Raw genomic sequence first — 21,155 nt, forward strand, 5'->3', positions numbered from 1 at the left:
GGCCGGGACTGGATTTGGGCCGACTCGAAAAAACCCCGGATACGCTCGCCGGGAGCGCATGTTCGTTACCCGAGGTGATTTCCAGTAATGGAAGGGCAGCCGAGCGAAAATGACGAGTGAGCGACACTCCTCCGCGATCGACCCACTGGATCGGCAGGAACCGATCGCCGTGGTCGGCCTGTCCTGTCGGCTGCCCGGGGCCGCCGGCCCCGAGGAGTTCTGGAGGCTGTTGCGCGAGGGCCGGGACGCCGTCACGCAGATGTCCGAGCACCGGTGGGAGCCGATCTCGGCGGACGCCCGCAGCGAGATACGCCGGGGCGGGTTCCTGGACGCCGTCGAGGAGTTCGACGCCGCCTTCTTCGGGATCTCGCCCCGCGAGGCCGTCGTCATGGACCCGCAGCAACGGCTGCTGCTGGAGATCACCTGGGAGGCGCTGGAGGACGCGGGGATCGTCGCGGCGAGCCTCGACGGCAGCCCCACGGCCGTGTTCGTCGGCACCGCCCGCGAGGACTACACGAGCCTGGTCTACCGGCAGGGCTCCGCCGCCATCACCCAGCACACGGTCGCCGGCACCCACCGCGGCATCATCGCCAACCGGGTCTCGTACGCGCTCGGGCTGAACGGGCCGAGCCTCACCGTCGACACCTCCCAGTCGTCCTCGCTGGTCGCCGTGCACCTCGCGTGCGAGAGCCTGCGCGCCGGAGAGGCGGAACTGGCGCTCGCGGCGGGCGTCAACCTCAACCTCCTCGCCGAAGGGGTGGCCGGCGCCGAGCAGTTCGGCGGGCTCTCCCCGGACGGGCGCTGCTTCACCTTCGACGCCCGGGCGAACGGCTATGTGCGCGGCGAAGGCGCCGGCATGGTCGTGCTCAAGCCGCTGCGACAAGCCCTCGCCGACGGCGACCGGGTGCACGGCGTGATCCTCGGCAGCGCGGTCAACAACGACGGCGCCACGCCCGGCCTCACCGTGCCCAGCGCCGCCGCGCAGGAGAAGGTGATCCGGCTCGCCCACCGGCGGGCGGGGGTCGTGCCGGACGCCGTCCAGTACGTCGAGCTGCACGGCACCGGAACCCCGGTCGGCGACCCGATCGAGGCCGCCGCGCTCGGGGCGGCGGTCAGCGCGCTCAGGGCACCCGGCGACCCGCTGCGGGTGGGCTCGGTGAAGACGAACATCGGGCACCTCGAAGGGGCCGCCGGCATCGCCGGGCTCATCAAGACGGTCCTCTCCGTCCGCCACCGCATGCTCCCGCCGAGCCTCAACTTCCGTACGCCCAACCCGAGGATCCCGCTCGACACGCTCAACCTGTCGGTCAACGACCGGCTGGGCCAGTGGCCGCACCCCGAGCGGCCACTGCTCGCCGGCGTGAGCTCCTTCGGCATGGGCGGCACCAACTGCCATGTGGTCGTGGGCGAGGCGCCCGGTGCTCGCGAGCCCGAGAACGCCCCGCGCACCCGCCCCGCGGACGCCGTGCTGCCCGTCGTGGTCTCCGGGCGGGGCCCGCAGGCGCTGCGCGCCCAGGCCGGGCGGCTCGCCGAGTACGTCGAGAGCCACGATGACGCCGACCCCGCCTCGGTCGGCCGGTCGTCGGTCTTCACCCGGTCACAGCTCGGTCACCGGGGTGTCGTGCTGGCCGCCGACCGGGACGAACTGGTCGCCGGGCTGCGCGCGTTGGCGTCGGGGCTGCCCGCCGCCGGGGTGGTGGCGGGGGCCGAGACGACGGGCCGGCTGGCCATGGTCTTCACCGGGCAGGGTGCCCAGCGAACAGGGATGGGCACCGAACTCCACACGGCCTTTCCCGTGTTCGCGGCGGCCTTCGACACGGTGTGCGCCCACCTCGACCCGCTGTTGGAGCGGCCGCTGCGCGAGGTCGTGGCCACCGGCGAGGGACTCGACGAGACCCGGTACACCCAGCCCGCGCTGTTCGCCGTCGAGGTCGCGCTGTACCGACTGTTCGAGTCATGGGGCGTACGGCCCGGCCTCCTCGCCGGGCACTCGATCGGTGAGGTCGCCGCCGCCCATGTCGCCGGGGTCCTCTCGCTCGCCGACGCCTGCGCGCTGGTCGCCGCCCGCGGCCGGCTGATGCAGGAACTGGACGTCGCGGGCGCCATGGTCGCCGTCCAGGCCGCCGAGGACGAGGTGCTGCCGCTGCTGGCGGGCCGGGAGGGCGAGGTGGCGGTCGCCGCCGTCAACGGCCCCGCGGCTCTCGTGCTGTCCGGGGACACGGACGCGGTGCTGGAGATCACCGCTGTCCTGAAGGACCGGGGACACAGGACCAAGCGGCTGACGGTGAGCCACGCATTCCACTCCCCGCACATGGACGGGATGCTCGACGCATTCCGCCGTGTGGTCACCGGGCTGGCCTTCCACATGCCCCGTATCCCCGTCGTCTCCACGGTGACGGGCGAGATCGCGGCGCCCGAGCTGCTGACCTCCCCCGAGTACTGGGTCGAGCAGGTCCGCCGTCCGGTGCGGTTCATGCGGGCCGCGCGGACCCTGGAGGCGGAGGGCGTGGGGACCGTCCTCGAACTGGGGCCCGACGGCGTCTGTTCGGCGATGGTGGCCGAGAGCGTGCTCGACAGGGACTCGATCGCCACCGAACCGGCGCTGCGCCCGGGGCGGCCCGAGGAGCAGACGGCCTGGACGGCGCTGGCCCGGGCGTTCGTCCGCGGTGCGGCGGTGGACTGGGCGGCCGTGTTCGAGGGGGCCGGGGGGCGTCGGATCGATCTGCCGACGTACGCGTTCCAACGGGAGCGGTACTGGGTGACGGATCTGGCCCGCGCGGAGGATGCCGCGGCCGGCGGTTCCCCCGTGCCCTCGCCCGGCGCCGGAGCCCTGCCCGCCGCCGTCCGGCCGCCGCGCGCCGTCGCATCCCGGGCGGCGGGTGAGCGGTCGGCGGTCGAGCTGGTGACCTCGCATGTCGCAGCCGTCCTGGGGTACGCCGCCGGACGGACCGTCGAGATGGACGTGCCGTTCCGGGACCTCGGCTTCAGCTCCCTGATGATCGTGGAACTGCGCGAGAACCTCGTCGGGGCGACCGGGCTGCGGCTGCCGACGGGGCTGGCGTTCGACCATCCGACACCCAGGGCGCTGGCGGAGTTCGTCGCGGCCGAGCTGGCGGGGGCGGACCCGGGCGGGGCCGACGAGGTTCTGCCGGGAGCGGTGGCCGGGGCCGGCTCGGGCTCGCGTGGGCAGGACGCGTACGACGAGCCGATCGCGATCGTCGGCATGGCCTGCCGGTACCCCGGTGGTGTCGCCTCGCCCGAGGAGCTGTGGGGCCTGGTGGCCGAGGGTGGCGACGCGATCTCCGCGTTCCCGACCGACCGGGGCTGGGCCGAGGACCTCTACGACCAGGACCACGAGCGGTCCGGCAAGAGCTATGTCCGCGAGGGCGGGTTCCTGCACGACGCGGGCCGGTTCGACGCGTCCTTCTTCGGGATCTCACCGCGCGAGGCGCAGGCCATGGACCCGCAGCAGCGGCTGCTGCTGGAGACCGCCTGGGAGGCGCTGGAGCGGGCCGGACTGGTCCCGCGGCAGCTGCGCGGCAGCCGTACCGGGGTCTTCGTCGGCGCGACGGCAGGCGACTACGGGCCCCGGATGCACGACGCGCCCGAGGGCGTCGAGGGGCATCTGCTGACCGGCGGCGCGGCGAGCGTGATGTCCGGGCGGATCGCCTACCAGTTCGGGTTCGTGGGGCCCGCGGTGACCGTGGACACGGCGTGCTCGTCGTCGCTGGTCGCGCTGCATCTGGCGGTGCAGTCGCTGCGGCGCGGCGAGTCGAGTCTCGCGGTCGCGGGCGGGGTGACGGTCATGTCGACGCCCGGCATGTTCCTGGAGTTCTCGCGGCAGCACGGGCTGGCGGCGGACGCGCGGTGCAAGGCGTTCGCGGCGGCGGCCGACGGGACCGCGTGGGCGGAGGGCGTGGGCCTGCTGGTCGTGGAGCGGCTCTCCGACGCACGCCGCAACGGCCACCCGGTCCTCGCGGTGGTGCGGGGTTCGGCCGTCAACTCCGACGGCGCGTCCAACGGGCTGAGCGCCCCGAACGGGTTGTCGCAGCAGCGGGTGATCCGGCAGGCGCTCGCCGACGCCGGGCTCACCACGGCCGACGTCGACGTCATGGAGGCGCACGGCACGGGCACCGCGCTGGGCGACCCCATCGAGGCGGAGGCCATCCTCGCGACGTACGGGCGGGACCGGGACGGCCGGGAGCCGGTGCTGCTCGGTTCGCTGAAGACCAACATCGGACACGCGCAGGCCGCGGCCGGGGTCGGCGGCGTCATCAAGATGGTCCAGGCGATGCGGCACGGCGTCGTACCGGCCACGCTGCACGTCGACGAGCCGACCCCGCACGTCGACTGGACGTCCGGCGCGGCGGAACTGGTCCGCGAGCGGCGGCAGTGGCCGCACACCGCCGCGCCCCGACGAGCCGCCGTGTCGTCCTTCGGGATCAGCGGCACGAACGCGCACGTGATCGTGGAACAGGGGGACGTCGCGGAGCCGGCCGGGACGGACGCGGCGCCGCTGGGAGGCACGAACGCGGCCTCCCCCGTCCCTCGTCTCCCCTGGGTCCTCTCCGCCCCCACCGAGGACGGCCTGCGCGCGCAGGCCGGGCGGTTGCGGGAGTTCGTGACCGGTGCGGGCGCGGTGCGCATCGGCGACGTCGGGCTGGCACTGGCGACCACGCGGACGGCGTTCCGGCGGCGGGCCGTGGTGCTGGGCTCGGACGTCGGCGAGCTGCTGGCCGGGGTGGACGCGGTCCGCGACGGGGCGGGAGCGTCGAACGTCGTGCGCGGCACCGCCGTCGAGACGGGGCGGACGGCGCTGCTGTTCACCGGACAGGGTGCTCAACGCCTCGGGATGGGCCGGGAGTTGTACGAAGCGTTCCCGGTGTTCGCCGAGGCGCTGGACGCGGTGTGCGCGGCACTCGACCCGCATCTGGAGCGGCCGCTGCGCGAGGTGCTGTTCGCCGAGGAGGGCAGTGCGGCGGCGCGGCTGCTGCACCGCACGCGGTACACCCAGCCCGCGCTGTTCGCCGTGGAGGTGGCCCTCTTCCGGCTGCTGGTCGAGCGTGACGGGGTCGTGCCCGAGCTGCTCGCCGGGCACTCGATCGGCGAACTGGCGGCGGCCCATGTCGCCGGCGTGCTGTCGCTCGAGGACGCCGCCGCGCTGGTCGCGGCACGGGGCCGGCTGATGCAGGCGGCCCGCTCGGACGGGGCGATGATCGCGGTCCAGGCCGATCCGGACGAGGTCGCCGAGTCGATCGCCGGGTACTCCGGCGCCGTCTCCCTCGCCGCCGTCAACGGGCCCCGTTCCGTGGTCCTCGCGGGCGACGAGCCGGTGGTCACCCGGATCGCGGAGGAGTGGCGTGAGCGCGGCAGCCGCACGCGCAGGCTCCAGGTGAGCCACGCCTTCCACTCGCCGCACATGGACGGCATCCTCGACGAGTTCCGCGAGGTGGCCCGGTCCCTGACCTTCCATCCGCCCACGATCCCGGTGGTCTCCACGGTCACCGGGGAACCCGCCGGGTCCGAGCTGCTGTGCTCCCCCGACTACTGGGCCGACCAGATCCGCGCCACCGTCCGCTTCCACGACGCCGTACGGTCGCTGCGGGCGCTCGGGGCCGGGCTGTTCGTGGAGGTGGGCCCGGACGCCGTCCTCACCGGCATGGCGCGGGAGGCGTTCGCCGAGGACGAGGACGAGGGCGGCTCCGTGACGAGCGTCGCGCTCTCGCGGGCCGGGCGGCCGGAGGCGGACACGTATCTGACCGCCCTCGCGCACCTCCACACGGCCGGCGGCGAGGTCGACCTGACCGCGTACTTCCCCGGCGCCGCCCGGATCGACCTGCCGACGTACGCCTTCCGGGGCGACCACTTCTGGCTGGCCCCCGGCGCCCGCTCCGACGCGCGCGGGCTCGGGCTTGAGCCGGCCGGTCACCCGCTGCTCGGCGCGGCGGTGGAGATGGCCGGCGGCGAGGACCTCGTCCTCACCGGCCGGTTGTCGCCGCGTACGCACCCGTGGCTGGCGGACCACGTCGTGGAGGGGGTGGTGCTGCTGCCCGCCACGGCCTTCCTGGAGCTGGCCTTCGCCGCCGGGGAGCGCGTGGGCGCGGACGCCGTCGACGACCTGACCCTGGAGACACCGCTGGTGCTGCGCGAGCAGGACTCGGTGCGTATCCAGGTCAGGGTCACCGACCCGGACGGCACGGGCGCCCGGTCGTTCACGATCCACTCGCGCCCGGCCACGGCCGACGACGACACGGCGGCGGACCGGTCGTGGACCCGGCACGCCACCGGCGTCCTGGCGCCGACCGCGGGTCCGGCCGTGACGACCGGGGACACGGGTGCCTGGCCGCCCGCCGGCGCGGTGGCGCAGCCGGTCGAGGACGCCTACGCCGTGCTGCGGGACCTCGGCTACGACTACGGGCCCGCGTTCCGTGGCGTGCGGGCCGTGTGGCGGCTCGGCGACGACCTCCTCGCGGAGGTGGCGCTCGCCGATGAACAGCGCGAGGAGGCCGCCCTGTTCGGGCTGCACCCGGCGCTGCTCGACGCCGCCCTGCACCCACTGCTGCCGGCGGCGGCCCAGGATCCGGGGCGGATCCGGTTGCCGTTCTCCTGGTCGGGGGTCCGGCTGCACGCGGGCGGGGCCACCGCGCTGCGGGTGCGGATCTCGCCCCTCGGCACGGACACCTTCCGGCTGACGGTCGCCGACGGCACGGGCGCTCCCGTCGTGACCGTCGACTCGCTCGCACTACGCCCGGTCGACCGCGGCAGGCTCGCCACGGCCGGCGCCGCCCGCGACGACGCGCTGTTCACCGTCGACTGGCCCGCGCTGCCCGCACCGGAGGTCCCCGCGTGGAGCCGGAGCGACCTGACCGATCCGGCCGGCCTGTCCGCCGCCGCGCCGGCCGACCTGATGGTGGTCACCCTCGCTGCGGACGGCGAGGCGACGCCCGCCGCCGCGCGCGCCGCGACCGTAGGGACGCTGGAGCTGGTTCAGCGGTGGCTGGACGACGAGCGGTTCGCGGGATCCCGGCTGGTCGTCGTGACCACCGGTGCCGTCGCCGCGCTGCCCGGCGACGACGTGTCCGACCTGGTGCACGCGCCCCTGTGGGGTCTGCTGCGCACCGCGCAGACCGAGCACCCGGACCGGATCGTGCTCGTCGACCTCGACGGGACGGGCGACGCGCGGGCACTGGTGGCCGCCGCCGTGGCCACCGGGGAACCGCAGATCGCCGTACGGGACGGGCGGTCGCACGCCCCGAGGCTGGCTCGCGCCACGGACCGCCGCACCGAAACGCCGCGGCTCGACCCGGACGGCACGGTGCTGATCACCGGCGGTACGGGCGGTCTCGGCGCGCTGTTCGCCCGGCATCTGGTGACCGGGCACGGCGCCCGCCGGCTGGTGCTGACCAGCCGGCGGGGACCCGACAGCCCTGGCGCGTCCGCGCTCGCCGAGGAGCTCACCGGGCGGGGGGCGCACGTCCGGATCGTCGCCGTCGACGCCGCCGACCGGGACGCCCTCGCCGAGCTGATCGCCGACGTGCCCGAGGAGCATCCGCTGACCGCCGTCGTGCACACGGCCGGTGTCCTCGACGACGCCACGGTCGGCTCGCTGACCGGGGCGCAGGTGGAGACGGTCCTGCGGCCCAAGGTCGACGGGGCGTGGCATCTGCACGAGCTGACACGCGGTCAGGATCTGGCGGCGTTCGTGCTGTTCTCCTCCGTCTCGGGCGTCACCGGTATGGCGGGCCAGGCGAACTACGCCGCCGCCAACACCTTCCTCGACGCGCTCGCCCACCACCGCGGCGCGCGGGGCATGCCGGCGCACTCGCTGGCGTGGGGGCTGTGGGACGCGGCCGCCGGCATGGGCGGCACGCTCTCCGAGGCGGACGTGGCCCGCTGGGCGCGGACCGGTGTGGTACCGCTGGACGCGGAGCGGGGGCTGCGGCTGTTCGACGAGGCGCTGGCCGGCCCCGAGGCGCTCGTCGTGCCCGCCGCGCTGCGGCCGGGGCGGGCCGGTGCGGGCGCCGAGCAGGTCCCGGCCGTCTGGCGGGGCCTGGTCCGCACCCGCCGGGTCGCGCGCACGGCGAGCGTCTCCGGCGCCGGGGACTGGTCGGCGCGGATCGCCGCCCTGCCGAAGGAGGAACGGTACGCCGCGGTGCTCGCCGTGGTGCGTACGTCCGCCGCCCTGGCCCTGGGGCACGCCTCCGCTGACGCGGTGGACGCCGCCCGGGCGTTCAAGGAGCAGGGCTTCGACTCGCTCACCGCCGTCGAGCTGCGCAACCAGGTGAACAGCGCGACCGGGCTGCGGCTGGCGTCCACCGTCGTCTTCGACCATCCGAGCCCCGAGGCGCTGGCCCGCCATCTGCTGGGCCGCATCGCGGGCGAGGCCCCGGCCACCGTGGCCCAGGTGCCGGTCGCGACCGGCACCGACGAGCCCGTCGCGATCGTCGGGATGGCGTGCCGTTACCCCGGCGGGGTGAGCTCCCCGGAGGACCTGTGGCGGCTGGTGTCCGCCGGGACGGACGCGATCAGCGCCTTCCCCGTCAACCGCGGCTGGGACCTGGAGAAGCTGTACGACCCGGACCCCGGGAGGGCCGGCACCTCGTACGTGCGCGAGGGCGGGTTCCTGCACGAAGCGGACCTCTTCGACCGGGAGTTCTTCGGGATCTCGCCGCGCGAGGCGACCGCGACCGACCCCCAGCAGCGGCTGCTCCTGGAGACCGCCTGGGAGGCCTTCGAGAACGCGGCGATCGACCCTGCCGCGCTGCGCGGCAGCAACACCGGGGTGTTCGTCGGCGCGATGTACGACGACTACGCGTCGCGGCTGCCGTCGGTGCCCGCCGAGTTCGAGGGATTCCTGCTGGTCGGGAACACCTCCAGCGTGATCTCCGGGCGGCTCGCCTACGCGTACGGCCTGGAGGGTCCTGCGGTCACCGTGGACACCGCCTGCTCGTCGTCGCTCGTCGCCCTGCACCTGGGGGCGCAGGCGCTGCGGTCCGGCGAGTCCGACCTCGTGATGGCGGGTGGGGTGACCGTGATGGCGGGGCCGGGCTCGTTCGTCGAGTTCAGCCGGCAGCGGGGGCTCGCGCCGGACGGCCGCTGCAAGTCGTTCTCCGCGCACGCCGACGGCACCGTGTGGAGCGAGGGCGTGGGCCTGCTGCTGCTGGAGCGGCTGTCCGACGCCCGGCGCAACGGGCACCAGGTGCTCGCCGTGCTGCGCGGTTCCGCCGTCAACCAGGACGGCGCCAGCAACGGGCTCACCGCGCCCAACGGCCCGTCCCAGGAGCGGGTGATCCGGCAGGCCCTCGCGGGCGCCGGACTGCGGGCATCCGACGTCGACGCCGTGGAGGCGCACGGCACCGGCACCGCGCTGGGCGACCCGATCGAGGCACAGGCCCTGCTGGGCACGTACGGTGCCGACCACGACGCCCGGAACCCGCTGTGGCTGGGCTCGCTGAAGTCCAACATCGGGCACGCGCAGGCCGCGGCCGGGGTCGGCGGTGTCATCAAGATGGTCCAGGCGATGCGGCACGGAGTGCTGCCGAAGACCCTGCACGCCGAGGAGCCCTCGCCGCACATCGACTGGGACAGCGGCGCCCTCGCCCTGCTCACCGAGGCCCGTGAGTGGCCGGAGGCCGGGCGTCCGCGCCGGGCCGCCGTGTCGTCGTTCGGCATCAGCGGCACCAACGCGCACGTGATCATCGAGCAGGCGGAGGGAGATCCCGGGACGGCCGGCCCCGCCGGCTCCGGGGACGCTGCGACGGCCGAGGACCGCCCGGCCCCGGGCACCGCCCTGCCCTGGTTGCTGTCGGCCAAGTCGGAAACGGCGCTGCGGGCGCAGGCCGAGCGGCTGCGGGCGTTCGTGGTCGAGCGGCCCGCAATCGCACCCGTCGACGTCGGCTTCTCGCTGGCCACCGGCCGGACCCGGCACGAGCACGGGGCCGCGGTGCTGGGACACGACCGGGACGAACTCATCAGCGCCCTCGACGCGTTGACGCGGGGCGAGGACACCCCCTCCGTCGTCCGTGACGGTGGAGGTACGAGGGGCAGGACGGCGTTCCTGTTCACCGGGCAGGGCAGTCAGCGCCCCGGCATGGGACGCGACCTGTACGCGGCCTCCCCGGCGTTCGCCGCCGCCTTCGACGAGGTGTGCGCCCACCTCGACGCCCACCTCGAGCGACCTCTGCGCGACCTCGTGTTCGACGGCGGGGACGAGCTGAACCGCACGGTGTTCGCGCAGCCCGCGCTGTTCGCGCTGGAGGTCGCGCTGTTCCGGTTCGCCGAGTCCTGCGGCCTCACGCCGGACCATCTGCTGGGCCACTCGGTCGGCGAGTTCGCCGCGGCGCACGTCGCCGGTGTGCTGTCGCTGCCCGACGCGTGCGCGCTGGTGGCAGCCCGGGGCCGGCTCATGGACGCCCTGCCGGAGGGCGGCGCGATGCTCGCCGTCGCGGCGGCGGAGGACGAGATCACCCTGCCCGACGGGGTGAGCCTCGCCGCCGTCAACGGCCCCGAGGCGGTCGTGGTCTCGGGCGACGAGGACGCGGTCGCGGCGCTGGAGGAGCACTGGCGGGCGGAGGGCCGCAAGGTCAAGCGCCTCGTCGTCTCGCACGCCTTCCACTCCCACCGCATGGACGGCATGCTCGACGCCTTCGCCGAGGCGGCCCGTGGCGTGACCTTCCACCCGCCGACGCTGCCGATCGTGTCGACGGTCACCGGTGACCTGGTCGACGCCGCGCGACTGTGCACCCCGGAGTACTGGGTGGCCCAGGTGCGTCAGGCGGTGCGGTTCGCGGACGGGGTACGGCGGCTGGAGGCCGCCGGGGTCACCGACTATGTGGAGCTGGGCCCCGACGGGGTGCTCTCCGCGCTGGTCGAGCCGTGTCTGACCGCACCGGCGGGCGCGGTGGTCTCGCTGCTGCGGGTCGGACGCCCCGCGACGCGCACCGCCCCCGCCGCTGTGACGCTGCTCGCCCTGCGCGGGGCCGACGTGAACTGGAACGCGGTCTTCCCCGGCGCCCGCCGCACCCCCCTGCCCGGATACGCCTTCCAGCGGCAGCGCTACTGGCTCACGGCTCCGGCCGCCTCCGGTGACGCCACCGACCTCGGTCTCGACTCCCTCGACCATCCGTTGCTGGGCGCGGCCGTGGAGGCGGTCGACGGCGACAGTGTCGTCCTCACCGGCCGGGTCTCCCCGCGCACCCACCCGTGGCTCGCCGACCACGCCGTCATGGGCACCGTGCTGCTGCCGGGGACCGCGTTCGTGGACCTCGCGCTCCATGCCGCCCGCCGGGCCGCCTGCACCCTGGTCGACGAACTCACCCTGACCGCGCCGCTGGTGCTCCGCGAGGACGACGACGTACGCATCCAGGTGTCGGTCGGCGCCCCCGACGACTCCGGTCGGCGTGCGCTGACCGTGCACTCCCGTCCCGCGCGGGCGGACGGCGACCGCCGCTGGACCCGGCACGCCGAGGGAACGCTGAGCACGGGTGAGCCCGCCATGGTCCTCCCCGAGGGCGTACGGCGGCCGGCCGACGCCGTGGAGATCGACCTCGACGGGGTCTACGACGCCCTCGCCGAACGGGAGTACGCGTACGGTCCGCTGTTCCGGAACCTGCGCCGGCTCTCCCGCCACGGGGACGACCTGCACGCCGACGTCACCCTGGCCGAGGAGCACCGGGCCGAGGCCGCGCGGTTCGCGCTGCACCCGGCGCTGCTCGACGCGGCCCTGCACCCGCTGCTGCCGGGGGTGGCGGACGTGGCCTCCGGGCCGATGGTGCCGTTCTCCTGGTCCGGCATCAGCGTGCCCCCGGCCGGAACGGGCCCCGGCGCACTGCGGGTCCGGCTCGCGGTGACGCACTCCGACGACACGACCGTGGCGGTCACCCTGCACCTCGCCGACGAGACGGGGCTGCCGCTGGCCACGATCGACGAGCTCCGGCTGCGCCCCCTCTCCCCCGGCGACCTGGCCGCCGCGGGCGCCCGGACCCGGGAGGGGCTGTACGGAGTGCGGTGGGTCCCCGTGCCGACCGACCCGGCCGCCGCCGACGACGGCCCCTGGGCCGTGCTGGGCGAGGGCCTCCCCCGGTCCTCCGATGCCCGGCCCGTCCCGTCGTACGACGACCTCGCCGCGCTGCGGGAGGCGGTCGACGGCGGCGCCGAGGTCCCGACGACGGTGCTGCTGCCCCTGCTGCCACCACCTGCCGAGGACGCGCCTGAGATGGCGGCCGCCCCGGACGGTGCGGCGGGCGCGGAAGCGGTGGATGCGGACGCTTCGGGCGGTGCCGACGGGCTCGCCGGGCGGGCCCGGGCGGTGCTGCACGATGTGCTCGGCACCGTACGGGACTGGCTGGCCGACGACCGGTTCGCGGCGAGCCGGCTGGTCGTGCTCACCCGAGGGGCCGTCGCCCCGGACGGCGAGGACGTCACCGATCTGGCGCGGGCCGGGGTCTGGGGGCTGCTCCGCTCCGCCCAGGCCGAGCAACGGGACCGGTTCGCGCTCGTAGACCTCGACGAGCACCCCGGCTCCCACGAGGCCCTCGGCGCCGCGCTGCGCACCGGCGAACCCCAACTCCTCCTCCGCGCAGGCCAGATGCTGGCCCCGAGGCTGGCCCCGGCCGAACCGGGCATGCCGGCCGGGCCGGACCGGGCGGGGCCGGACTGGCGGCGGGGCACGGTGCTCGTCACCGGCGGCACCGGCGCCCTCGGCGCGATCCTCGCCCGGCACCTGGTCACCGAGCACGGCGCCCGCCGGCTGCTGCTGACCAGCCGCCGCGGACCCGCCGGCCCCGGCGCCCCGGAGCTGGCCGAGGAGCTGACCGCGCTCGGCGCCCATGTCGAGATCGTGGCCGCCGACGCCGCCGACCGTGAACCGCTGGCCGCGCTGCTCGCCGGCATCCCCGACGAGCACCCGCTGACCGCCGTCGTGCACACCGCCGGCATCACCGACGACGCGACCGTCACCTCGCTGACGCCGGACCAGCTCGACGGTGTCCTCAGGCCCAAGGTCGACGGTGCGTGGCATCTGCACGAGCTGACGAAGGACGCGGACCTGGAGGCGTTCGTCCTGTACTCGTCCGTCGCCGGTGTCGTCGGCACACCGGGGCAGGCGAACTACGCCGCCGCCAACACCTTCCTGGACGCGCTCGCCCACCACCGGCACGCGAACGGCCTGCCCGCGCACTCCCTCGCGTGGGGGCTGTGGGCCGAGAGCAGCGCGCTCAGCACGCATCTGTCCGACGCGGATCTCAACCGTCTGGCCCGCCTCGGACTGCTGCCCCTCACCAACGCCGAGGCCACCGCGCTGTTCGACGCGGCGCTCGGCCTCGACCGGCCCGTGCACGCCGTCACCCGGATCGACACGGGTGCGCTGCGCGGGGCCGAGCACCTGCCGGCGGCGTTGCGGGGGCTCGCCCCGCGGCCGGCGCCCCGGGCCGAGCGGCAGCAGGTGCCGCTCCCCCAGCGGCTGGCCGGGCTGCCACCGGCGGAGCAGCAGCAGGTGCTCACCGATCTGGTGCGGGCGAGGACGGCCGCCGTCCTCGGACACGCCGACGCCACCTCGATCGGCACGACCCGCGCCTTCAGCGAGCTGGGCTTCGACTCGCTCACCGCGGTCGAACTGCGCAATCAGCTGAACAGCGCCACCGGACTGCGGCTGCCCACCACGGTCGTCTTCGACCATCCGAACCCGGACGCCCTGGCGGCGTATCTGCGCGCCGAACTCGTCGTGGCGGTCGCCGAGCCGTCCCTCGCGGATCCGGTCCTGGCCGACCTCGACCGGCTCAAGGCCGCGCTGCCGGACGCGCTCTCGGACGTGGCGGCGCACCGGAGCATCGTCGACCGGCTGCGGGAACTGCTCGACCTCGCCGACGGCACCGACCCGCTGCGCGACGACGACCTGCCGGACCTCGACTCCGCGACCGACGAGGACCTGTTCGCCCTGGTCGACGAACTCGACTAGCGCGCAGGGCCGCACGGCCCGGGCGCCCCATGACTTCCCTGCCGATTTCCCCATGGAGCTGAGACGACGTGACGACCGACGAGAACCAACTCCGCCAGTACCTCAAGCGTGCGGTCGCCGACGCCCGCGCGAGCCGCAAGCGGCTGCGCGAGGTGGAGGAGCGGGAGCAGGAGCCCATCGCGATCATCGGGATGGCGTGCCGCTACCCCGGCGGCGTGCGCTCCCCGGAGCAGCTGTGGCAGGTCGTCGCCGACGGCGTCGACGCGGTGTCGCCCTTCCCCGAGGGCCGTGGCTGGGACGTCGACGACCTCTACGACCCCGACCCGGAGGCGGTCGGCAAGTCGTACACCCGGTATGGCGGGTTCCTGCACGACGCGGACCTGTTCGACCCGGAGTTCTTCGGGATGTCGCCCCGTGAGGCGCTGGCCACCGACCCGCAGCAGCGGCTGCTCCTGGAGACCGCGTGGGAGGCGTTCGAGCGGGCGCGGATCGTGCCCGAGTCGGTGCGGGGCAGCCGTACCGGGGTGTTCGTCGGGGCGATGTACAACGACTACGGTTCGCGGCCCCGTCTGCCGGCCGACGAGTTCGAGGGCTACCTGTACGGCGGCAGCGCGGGCAGTGTCGCCTCGGGCCGGCTCGCCTACACCTTCGGGCTGGAGGGGCCGGCGGTCACCGTCGACACGGCGTGCTCGTCCTCACTGGTCGCCGCTCATCTCGCGGCGACGGCGCTGCGCCGGGGCGAGGCCGATCTGGCGCTGGCCGGCGGGGTGACGGTGATGTCGACACCCACCTCGTTCGTGGAGTTCTCCCGGCTGCGCGGGCTGTCGCCCGACGGCCGGTGCCGGTCCTTCGCGGCGTCCGCCGACGGCACCGGCTGGGCGGAGGGCGTCGGTCTGCTGCTGCTCGCCCGGCTCTCCTACGCACGGCGCGAGGGCCACCCCGTGCTCGCCGTGATCAAGGGGTCGGCGATCAACCAGGACGGCGCCAGCAACGGGCTCACCGCGCCCAACGGTCCCGCTCAGGAACGGGTGATCCGTCAGGCGCTCACCAGCGCGGGGCTGTCGCCGGCCGACGTCGACGCGGTCGAGGCGCACGGTACGGGGACGACGCTCGGCGACCCGATCGAGGCGCGGGCGCTGCTCGCCACGTACGGCAAGGACCGGGCCGTCGACCGGCCGCTGTGGCTGGGCTCGCTCAAGTCCAACATCGGTCACGCGCAGGCCGCGGCCGGCGTCGGCGGCATCATCAAGATGGTCGAGGCGATCCGCCACGGGGTCCTCCCGAGGACCCTGCACGCCGAGGAGCCCTCTCCCCACATCGACTGGGACACGGGCGCGCTCGCCCTCCTCACCGAGCCCCGCGCCTGGCCGGAGACCGGTCGCCCCCGCCGCGCCGCCGTCTCGTCGTTCGGCTTCAGCGGCACGAACGCCCACGTGATCGTGGAGGAGGCGACGGAGGACACGACGGAGGCGGCCGAGGGGGCCGACGGCCCGGCCGAGGGCACCGCCGGGCAGGGCGAGGGCGAGCCCGTGCGGGCTCCGCGGCATCCTGCCGGAGGAGAGTCCTTCGGGTGGCCCGGCCGCCCCCTGCCGCTGGTCCTGTCCGCCAAGGGCGAGCCCGCACTCGCCGGGCAGGCCCGGCAGTTGCTGGACCTCCTTGCCTCGAGCGCGACCGCTCGGGTCGGCGACGGCGGCCCCACCGCCGCCGCCGACATCGCCCACGCCCTGGTCACCACGCGGGCCGCGTTGGACGACCGGGCCGTGGTCGTCGGTGCCGACCTCGACGCGCTGACCGCCGGGCTGACCGCCCTCGCCGAGGGGAGCGGGGCCCCGAACGTGGTGCGCGGTGGTCGTGCCGGGGCGTCGCGGGTGGCGTTCGTGTTTCCCGGGCAGGGGTCCCAGTGGGCCGGCATGGCGGCCGAACTGCTGGACGCCTCACCGGTGTTCGCGGCAGCCATGGCCGACTGCGGGGCGGCGCTGGCTCCGGTCACCGACTGGGATCTGATCGAGACCGTACGGGCCCGGCAGCCGCTGGAGCGGGTGGACGTGGTCCAGCCGGCACTGTGGGCGATCATGGTGTCGCTCGCGGCGGTGTGGCGTGCCCACGGGGTGCGGCCCGCCGCCGTGATCGGCCACTCCCAGGGGGAGATCGCCGCCGCGTGCGTGGCCGGCGCGCTGTCCCTGGCCGACGGCGCCCGGGTCGTGGCCCTGCGTGCCCGCGCCATCGCCGAGGACCTCTCCGGCCGGGGCGGCATGATGTCGGTCGCGCTGCCCGAACCCCGCGTACGCGAACTGATCGACGGCTACGGCGGCCGGGTCGCGGTGGCCGCCGTCAACGGCGCCGCGTCCGTGGTGCTCTCCGGTGACGGCGACGCCCTGGACGAGCTGCGCGAGACGGTCCTGGCCGACGGCGGCCGCGCCAAGCGCCTCCCCGTGGACTACGCCTCGCACTGCGCGCACGTCGAGTCGATCCGTGAGCGGCTGCTGGCCGACCTGGCGGGCATCGAGGCCCGCCCCTCCGAGGTGCCGTTCTACTCCACCGTCACCGGCGGCCTGTTCGACACCACGGGTCTGGACGCCACGTACTGGTACACCAACCTGCGGCAGAGCGTGCTGTTCGAGCCGACCACGCGGACCCTGCTGGACGGCGGTCACGGTGTCTTCGTCGAGTGCAGCCCGCACCCGGTGCTGCTGCACAGCATCGAGGAGACCGCCGACGTCGTGGGGACGGCCGTCGTCGGCGTCGGCTCGCTCCGCCGCGACCACGGCGGGCCCGACCGGGTGCTGGCCGCGCTGGGCGAGGCGTTCGTGGCCGGGGCCCCGGTGGACTGGCCGGTGGTGTTCGAGGGCCTGCCGGTGCGCCCCGTCGAGCTGCCGACGTACCCGTTCCAGCGCGAGCGGTACTGGCTGGAGCAGTCGGCGCCCGCGTACGCGGCGGGCCCCGGCCCCTCGGACCACCCCCTGCTGGGTACGGCGGTCACGGTGGCCGGCGCGGACGAGGTGCTGTTCACCGGCCGGGTCGCGGCGGCCACCCAGCCGTGGCTGTCCGGGCACACCGTGTCCGGCACCGTCGTGCTGCCGTCGGCGGCCCTGGTCGACGCGGTCCTGCGGGCGGGCGCCGAAGCGGGCTGCCCGGTGGTGGACGAACTGGACGTACGGGCCCCGCTTGCCGTCCCCGACACCGGTGACGTCCCGCTCCAGGTGCGGGTCGGCGCACCGGACGAATCGGGCCGGCGCCCCGTCACCGTGCACGCCCTGCCGGATGCCGGCACCGGAGAGTGGGCGGAGCTGGCCTCCGGGACCCTGTGCGCCGAGGCCGGCACGGTCGCCGGCCCTGCGGGGAGCGCCGACGGCGTCGAGGTGCGGCTCCCGGAGGAACACGCCGCCGACGCCGGCCGTCACGTCCTGCACCCGGCGCTGCTGGAGGCCGCTCTCGTGGTGGACGGGGGCGAGCCGTTCGCGGTCCGCTGGCGCGGGGTGCGGCCGCACGCCCCGGGAGCGACCGCCGTAAGGGCCCGGCTCGCCCCTGCCGGGCGGAGCGCCGGGGAGGCCGACGCGGAGGAGGGTCCCGTGTCCGTCGTGCTGAGCGGCCCGGACGGGGCGCTCGTCGCCACCGTCGACTCCGTCGTCCGGCGCTCCCCCGAGCCGTCGGAACTCATCGGCGGCCCCGGCCCGCTGCGGGCCCTGCACCACATCACCTGGACGCCGCTCACCCCACGTCGGCCGGACCGGCCGATCGCCTGGGCGGCCCTGGAGCGCCTGCCGGCCGAGGGGCCCGGGGAGACGTACGCGGCACACCGGGCGTACGACGGCGAGTCCGGCGTTCCCTCCTACGAGGACCTCGCCGCCCTCGGGCGCGCGGTCGAGTCCGGTACGGCGGTCGACGCCCTCCTCGTCCATCTCCCGGCGGCCGGCAACGACACCGAGGTCGTGGACGGCGTGCACTCGGCGACCGGGAGGGCGCTGGCCCTGCTCCAGGCCTGGGTGGCCGACGAGCGGCTGGCCGCGACCCGGCTCGTGCTGGTCACCAGGGGCGCGGTGGCCGCCACGGCCGACGAGGTGCCGCACCTCGACGCGGCGGCGGTCCGGGGTCTGGTGCGCTCGGCGCAGTCGGAGAACCCGGACCGGATCGTCCTGGTGGACGCCCCCGGTACGGGCGCGGACGCCGCGCAGGTCCCCCCGGCGCTCCTGGCCGCCCTGCTCGCCACGGACGAACCGCAGGCCGCGGTACGCGACGGCCGGCTTCTGGTGCCCCGGCTGCACCGGGTCGCCCGGGCCGACACCGGCGACGGCACGGCCCCCCGCTGGCGCCCGGACGGCACGGTCCTCGTCACCGGCGGCACGGGGGCGCTCGGCGCCGCGGTGGCCCGGCACCTCGTCGTCGAGCACGGCGTCCGGCGACTGCTGCTGACCTCCCGCCGGGGTGAACGGGCGCCGGGAGCCGGGGAGTTGCGTACCGAGCTCACCGGGCTCGGGGCCGAGGTCCGGATCGAGGCGTGCGACGTCGCCGACCGTGACGCGCTCAAGGCGCTGCTCTCCGAGATACCGGCCGAGCACGCGCTGACCGGGGTCGTGCACGCGGCCGGGGTCCTGGACAACGCTCTGCTCCCGGCGCTGACCTCCGACCAGCTGGACGCGGTACTGGGCCCGAAGGCGGACGCCGCGTGGCATCTGCACGAGCTGACCCAAGAGGACGAACTGGCGGCGTTCGTGCTGTTCTCCTCGGTCGTGGGTGTGTTCGGCGGTCCGGGTCAGGCCAACTACGCGGCGGCCGGGGCCTTCCTGGACGCGCTGGCCGAGCGGCGTCGCGCCGAGGGCCTGCCCGCCAGCTCGCCGGCCTGGGGGCTGTGGGAGGTCGAAGGCGGGATCAACGCGGGGCTCACCCCGGCCGACCGGTCCCGTTTCGCCCACGACGGCTTCGTACCGACGAGCACGGCCGAGGGACTTGAGCTGTTCGACGCGGCGCTGACGGTACGTCATCCGTCGCTCACGGCGGTGCCGTTCGACCTCGCGGCGGTACGGGCCTGCGGCGGTCCGGTTCCGCCGCTGCTGCGGGCCCTGGTGCCGGTGGCCGACCGCCGCCCGGAGCGGACCGGCGCCGAGGGGGGTGTGCCCCTCACGGAGCGACTCGCCGGGATGAACGCGGGCGAGCGGCGGGAGTTCGTGCTGGACCTGGTGCGTGGCGAGGTGGCCGTCGTGCTGGGCTTCCGCGACCCGGCCGCCGTCGAAGCCCAACGGCCCTTCCAGGAGCTGGGGTTCGACTCGCTCACCGCCGTGCAGCTGCGCAACCGGCTGGGCGCGGTCAGCGGCGTCCGGCTGCCGGCGACCGTGGTGTTCGACCATCCGACCCCGGCGGCCCTCACCGCGTTCCTGCTCGCCGGGCTCGGGTCCCGGGAGGAGCCCGCCGAGCGATCCCCGCTCCTGGCCGAGCTCGACAAGCTGGAGGAGATCCTCTCGACGGCCGCCGGCACCGAGAACTCCGCTGTCACCGAGGCGGACGAACGCGCCGCCGTCACCGTCCGGTTGCAGACGATCCTGTCGCGCTGGATGGACGCCTGGGGCGACACGCCCGGCGATCTGGGCCCGGCGGACCCGCTGGAGTCGGCCTCGACCGACGAACTCCTCGACTTCATCGACAACGAACTCGGCCGCGCGGGCAGCTGATGCCCCGTGCCGAAGCGGCGTCCCGCACGCCCCCGGGTCCCGCACCGCTGTCACTGCACGTCACTGCCGTCCCCGAGAAGATGTGAGTCACCCCATGGCGGATGAGAAGAAGCTGGCCGACTACCTGAAATGGGTCACGGCCGATCTGCGGAAGGCACGCAGCCGCATCGCCGAGCTGGAGTCCGGACGGCTGGAGCCGGTCGCGATCGTCGGCATGGCCTGCCGCTACCCCGGCGGGGTGGCCTCGGCCGACGATCTGTGGCAGCTGGTCTCCGAGGGCCGGGACGCCATCTCGGAGTTCCCCGCCGACCGGGGCTGGGACCTGGAAGGGCTGTACGACGCCGACCCGGACACGCCCGGCACGTCGTACACCCGCGAGGGCGGGTTCCTGGACGGCGCGGCCGACTTCGACGCCGCGTTCTTCGGGATCTCCCCGCGCGAGGCGCTGTCGATGGACCCGCAGCAGCGCGTGCTGCTGGAGACCGCCTGGGAGACCTTCGAGCACGCGGGCATCGACCCGACAGGGCTGAAGGCGTCCAACGTGGGTGTCTTCGTCGGCGCGGTGGAACAGACGTACCTCGGTCTGGAAGGGCCCGAGGAGTTCGAGGGCTATCTGATGACCGGCAAGCTCAGCAGTGTGGTCTCCGGCCGGGTCTCGTACTCGCTCGGGTTAGAGGGGCCCGCCGTCACGGTGGACACGGCGTGCTCCTCGTCGCTGGTCGCGCTGCATCTCGCGGCGCAGTCCGTGCGCAGCGGGGAGTCGGCGCTCGCCCTGGCGGGCGGGGTGACGATCACTGGTACGCCGGGCGGGTTCGTCGACTTCTCCCGGCAGCGGGGTCTCGCCGCCGACGGCCGGTGCAAGTCGTTCGCGGCCGCCGCCGACGGGACCAGCTGGTCGGAGGGCGCGGGGCTGCTCCTCGTGGAACGGCTCTCCGACGCCGTACGCAACGGACATCGCGTCCTGGCGGTGCTGCGGGCCACCGCCGTCAACCAGGACGGCGCCTCCAACGGGCTCACCGCGCCGAGCGGCCCGGCCCAGGAGCGGGTCATCCGTCAGGCGCTCGCCGAGGCGCGGCTGGACGCGGCCGACGTGGACGCGGTCGAGGCACACGGCACCGGCACCCGGCTGGGTGACCCGATCGAGGCCCAGGGGCTGGTGCGCACCTACGGCGCGGCCCACCCGACCGAACGTCCGCTGTACCTGGGGTCGCTGAAGTCCAACATCGGGCACGCGGCCGCCGCGGCCGGGGTGGGCGGCGTCATCAAGATGGTCCAGGCGATACGGCACGGGGTGCTGCCCAGGACCCTGCACGTCGACCGGCCGACGCCGCTGGTCGACTGGTCCGACGGCGCGGTGGAACTGCTGACCGAGGAGCGCCCCTGGCCGCACACGGGCCGCCCGCGCCGCGCCGCCGTCTCCGGGTTCGGGGTGAGCGGCACCAACGCCCACGTGATCATCGAGCAGGCCCCCGAGCCGACGGAGGCAGCGACGGAGACGACGAGCCCGGCGAACGCCCCGACCCCCGCTCCCCCGGTCC

At 75.3% G+C, this 21,155-nt stretch carries 2 protein-coding genes and 1 pseudogene; all 3 read left to right on the forward strand.

Features of this window, described 5'->3' with window-relative positions; genetic code table 11:
- Positions 1-109: 109 nt before the first annotated feature.
- A complete protein-coding gene (locus tag L0P92_RS00600) occupies positions 110-13,954 on the forward strand; it encodes a type I polyketide synthase (RefSeq protein ID WP_234760357.1) in 13,845 nt (4,614 codons plus the stop codon).
- A gap of 74 nt (positions 13,955-14,028) precedes the next feature.
- Positions 14,029-19,617 (forward strand): annotated as a pseudogene (locus L0P92_RS00605) (SDR family NAD(P)-dependent oxidoreductase); the annotation flags it as partial.
- Positions 19,618-19,711: 94 nt separating this feature from the next.
- On the forward strand, positions 19,712-21,155 hold a 1,444-nt coding region (locus L0P92_RS00610), incomplete at its 3' end, for a type I polyketide synthase (protein ID WP_234760359.1).

Origin of the sequence: Streptomyces muensis (assembly GCF_021474425.1) — a bacterium.
Taxonomy (GTDB): Bacteria; Actinomycetota; Actinomycetes; order Streptomycetales; family Streptomycetaceae; genus Streptomyces; species Streptomyces muensis.